The organism is Vibrio sp. D173a (genome assembly GCF_030248475.1).
Window position 1 is genome coordinate 1 of record NZ_JAHGAH010000453.1, and the last position, 885, is coordinate 885.

The window sequence follows — 885 nt, forward strand, 5'->3', positions numbered from 1 at the left end:
GTGCACCGAAATGTTGAATCCAACGTGCCGAGATTGCTTCATCGTTGCCCAACGTACGAATGTGATCCCATTTCCCCATTCCCATTGGGCCACGAGCTTCGCCTAGAGTTATTTCGAAATTGAAGGCTTCTTTAAATGCTTCAACAAAAATTGTGGTGGGAGCAAAAGAACCAAAATCAACCGTGGTTCCTGCCCAGTCAAATATAACTGCTTCTACTGTTTTCATTTCATAAATCCAATTTAATTAAAATTCGCAATAAGTTGATTAATATTTCCTGAGAAATTTCTCCCCCTTTGGCCTTGTGATGCTTGCTCTACTAAGCTATTCCATTGTTCTTTTGAATATCCGTAACTGATTGGATCTGTTTTAATATTGAGCTCGTTAAGAAATCGCTCCATTTTTTTGGCAGCTTGCCCAATGCTTGAGTCAAAAATAGTTTCTAAATAGTTGATGAGCTCTTGGTCGTCGGTGTCAATAGAGCGAATGATTGCGGGTAGCGTAAAGCTGCATGCAATGCAATGTGCTGTGCCTTTTTCTAGTGTGACCGCGTAGGACATGTTGTGGGCAATAGAGGTTTTTGTATTCGAGAAAGCGAGGCCTGCCATCAAAGCTGCTTCTTGCATTTTGGTTCTAAGTGTTAAGTTTGTGGGTTGTTTTACCAGTTTCGGCAATATAGTGATGATCGCTTTTGATGCTGTGACAGCAAAAACCGCACTGATCGGATTCCGGTTTTTATTCCATAAGCTTTCAAGTGCGTGAGAGAGAGCATCAAGCCCAGTGCTTACGGTAATTGAGACCGGTAGCTTTGCCGTAAATGGCGCATGTACAATAGCTGCTGTTGGGTATAGTCTCGGGTCGGATAGAGAGTATTTCTTGTCGTTTTC

1 protein-coding gene and 1 pseudogene are annotated in these 885 nt (G+C 42.3%); both read right to left on the reverse strand.

What is annotated here, in order from left to right:
• A pseudogene (locus KIV40_RS26665) lies at positions 1-226 on the reverse strand (phosphonoacetaldehyde hydrolase); the annotation flags it as partial.
• A 14-nt stretch (positions 227-240) separates the two neighbouring features.
• The coding region (locus KIV40_RS26670; protein WP_285352198.1) for an iron-containing alcohol dehydrogenase at positions 241-885 on the reverse strand (645 nt) is incomplete at its 5' end.